The following is a 3,221-nucleotide window of genomic DNA, read 5'->3' as shown; positions in this document are numbered from 1 at the left end:
CCGAATACGTCATCCTGGGCGACGCCGAGTACGACCGGCAGGCACTCAAGGCCGAAGAGGACTGCTACAGCCTCATCGCGCTGCAGGCTCCGGTCGCCAAGGACCTGCGCGAGATGGTGTCGGCGATCAAGATCATCGCCGACATCGAACGATCCGCAGACCTGTGCGTGAACATCTGCAAGGCGGCGCGTCGGATCTACAGCCATCAGCTCGACAGCCACGTGCGCGGCATCATTCACAAGTGTGGTGCGCAGGCCGCCGTGTTGTTCAAAGAGGCAACGGAGGCGTATCTGCAAGGCGATGCCGCACGAGCGGCGGCGCTGCACGACATGGACGCGTATCTCGATGACCTGCACCGCCAGTTCATCCAGGTGATCTTCGAGAGTCACGCCGCAGGGAACATCGACCTCCAGGTCGCGGTTCAGCTCGCGGTGGTCGCTCGCTTCTACGAGCGGATCGGCGATCACGCCGTCAACGTGGGTGACCGGACGCGCTACATCGTCGACGGGTGGATTCCTGAGCACCCGTATGCCGAGAGCGGGAATGAAGTGCCTGCAACCACTGATCCCGAATCGTCGTAAACGTGATCTGGCTCATCGTCGTGGTCTCGCTGCTCGGCGGTGCGGCCGCCGGCGTGCTCGGGGCTCGTCGATGGATGGCCGACGCGCAGTCGCCCGACGACTCCGCTGCAGCTGACGACCTCGGCACCGTTCTGCGCATGGCGGCCGACGAACTCGATCTCGGCGTGATCGTCGTCGCCGCCGATGGTTCCTCGGTGTACCGCAACCGGGCCGCGTCGGCGATGCACGGGACCCACGTGGGCATCATCGTCGACGACCATCTGTCGCGGGCGCTGGATGCGGCACGCGGCGGTTCCAGTACGGACGACCTCGTCGAACTCCACGGTCCGCCGCGGGTGGCGCTCCAGCTCGTGGCCGAGCCGATGCCGAACGGCTACGCCGTGGCAACGGTGGAAGACGTCAGCGAACGGTCGCGGATCAACATGATGCGCACCGACTTCGTCGCCAACATCTCACACGAACTGAAGACTCCGGTGGGAGCGATCGCCGTGCTGGCAGAGGCGTTGTTCGGTGAGACCGACCGGGAGGTGATCGACCGGGTCGCCGGCCGGATGGTCGACGAGTCGCATCGTGCCGTCCGCGCGATCGACGACCTGCTCGAGTTGTCGCGCATCGAGGCAGGTCGGCTGCTCGAGGAGACCGTTGCGTTGGATGACGTGGTCCAGGCCGCGATCGCGCGAGGCAAGGTCGTCGACTCCTCGAAGAACGTGTCGGTCACGGCAATCGAGTGTTCACAACGCGTGCTGCTCCGAGCGGACGGCCGTCAGCTGCTCGCCGCGCTCGGCAACCTCGTCGAGAACGCGGTCAAGTACAGCGAGGACGACGGGACGGTGCAGGTCCGGACCCGAATCGACGACCATGGCATCGAGGTGCTGGTCGCCGACCAGGGGATCGGGATTCCGGCACGCGACCTGGAACGGGTGTTCGAGCGCTTCTACCGGGTGGACCGTGCCCGGAGCCGGGAAACCGGCGGGAGCGGACTCGGCTTGTCGATCGTCCGACACGTCGCCTCGAACCACGGCGGTGAAGTGCTGTTGTCGTCGGAGGAAGGGGAGGGTTCGACCTTCGTCCTGCGGCTCCCGCTCTCGCTCGTCCTGTCGGTCGAAGAGGGTTCCGACACCGCCGGGTCCGCCGACACCGCCGAGTCCGGTCATTCCGAACATTCGACCCCTGACACGATACGTGAGCAACATCAATGAGCGAAGCAACCATCTTTGTTGTCGAGGACGAACCGAGTTTCGTCGATGCACTGACCATCGGGCTCACTCGCGAGGGGTTCAAGGTGGAATTCGCGATCGACGGCGCCGAAGCGCTCGATCGGTTCGATTCGGTCGATCCTGATCTGGTGCTGCTGGATGTGATGTTGCCGAAGGTGAGTGGCATCGATGTGTGTCGGCAGCTGCGCAAGCGGACCCAGGTTCCGATCATCATGGTCACCGCCAAGGGAGCCGAGATCGACACGGTGGTCGGCCTGGAGGTCGGAGCCGACGACTACGTCACCAAGCCGTATCGCCTGCGGGAACTGGTCGCGCGGATGCGCGCGGTGCTCCGTCGGGCTCCCGAACATCACAACGGCGCGCCGCTCGACTCGGCCTGTCTCGCTGTCGACGGTGTGTCGCTCGATCCCGGCCAGCATCTGGTCACCGTGAACGGGGAATCGTTGTCGCTCCCGCTCAAGGAGTTCGAGTTGCTCCACCTGCTGCTCGCGAACGCCGGCCAGGTACTCCCACGCGAAACCCTCATCGACCGGGTGTGGGGGCTCGACTACGTCGGTGACACCAAGACGCTCGATGTCCACATCAAGCGTCTCCGCGGCAAGATCGAGACCGACCCCTCGCAACCGACGCGGATCACCACGATCCGCGGGTTGGGCTACAAGTACTCCCGCTGATCGGTCAGTCGTCGGTGTCGGTGGCCCCGTCGTCGAGATAGTCGAGGGTCGGGAGCGGTTCGTCGACCGTGCGGACCACGCCGAGCAGGTTCGCCACGATCCGCTTCAGATACCGGTAGTAGATCGCACGGGGGACGACCTCGTGTCCCGGTCGGTCCGAGTGCAGGTACGCGAGGATCTGTGTCTGGTGTGCATCGATCAGCTCCCCGGCCCGCTGGGCGAACTCCTCGATCCGGTCCTCGTCGTGATCGGACAGCAACTCGGCGGCTTCGCCGAACATCGTCGAGATGATGCCACGCTCGGCCAGGAGCGCATCGGTGTCCGGCTCGTGCGCGAGCATCACCCCGCTCTCGGCGAGATCGAGCACGTTCTTGGCCTGGTCGCCGATCCGTTCGATCTTCTTCAGCAGCAGGATCATCCCGAGCACCGAACCGATGTCGGCCGAACCCTGGACGGCGACGTGGACGACCAGCTCGGAGCGGAGCTCCTGCTCGGTCTGGTTGATCCGTTGATCGGTCTCGCGGATGTCGGCATCGACCGCGGTCCAGTCGGTGTCGGTCAGCAGCGCCAGCGTCGCGAGGTCGAAGGAACGTCGCGCTTCGCCGAGCATCCCGACCGAACGGGTGACGACGTGTTCGAGCCCACCGGACGATTTCTTGAAGAACGACATGACCATGGTGTTGAACTGCTTTCCGTCAGCGCAGCAATGCGACGCCGATGAGAGGGAGGACGATGAAGAATCCCACCAC

4 protein-coding genes are annotated in these 3,221 nt (G+C 64.9%); 3 read left to right on the top strand and 1 reads right to left on the bottom strand.

Features of this window, described 5'->3' with window-relative positions:
- The 3 genes from phoU to ON45_RS15000 form a co-directional block, all read left to right on the top strand.
- Window positions 1-581 (top strand): phosphate signaling complex protein PhoU (gene phoU / locus ON45_RS15010; protein WP_051063140.1); only part of this gene is annotated, 581 nt, incomplete at its 5' end.
- Between the two features lie 2 nt (window positions 582-583).
- Window positions 584-1,780, top strand: coding sequence for a sensor histidine kinase (locus tag ON45_RS21660; RefSeq protein WP_051063139.1), 1,197 nt, complete (start codon window positions 584-586; stop codon window positions 1,778-1,780).
- Window positions 1,777-2,472 (top strand): response regulator, encoded by a 696-nt coding sequence (locus tag ON45_RS15000; RefSeq protein ID WP_040494816.1) that lies wholly within the window; start codon window positions 1,777-1,779, stop codon window positions 2,470-2,472. Before ON45_RS21660 ends, ON45_RS15000 begins: the two co-directional genes overlap by 4 nt.
- Before the next feature lie 4 nt (window positions 2,473-2,476).
- On the opposite strand, the gene ON45_RS14995 is transcribed toward ON45_RS15000, so the two are convergent.
- Window positions 2,477-3,221: PhoU domain-containing protein (locus ON45_RS14995; RefSeq protein ID WP_206537709.1), on the bottom strand; the 745-nt coding region annotated here is incomplete at its 5' end.

The organism is Ilumatobacter nonamiensis YM16-303 (assembly GCF_000350145.1).
Classification (GTDB): Bacteria; Actinomycetota; Acidimicrobiia; order Acidimicrobiales; family Ilumatobacteraceae; genus Ilumatobacter_A; species Ilumatobacter_A nonamiensis.
This window is presented reverse-complemented; position numbering and strand designations above follow the sequence as displayed.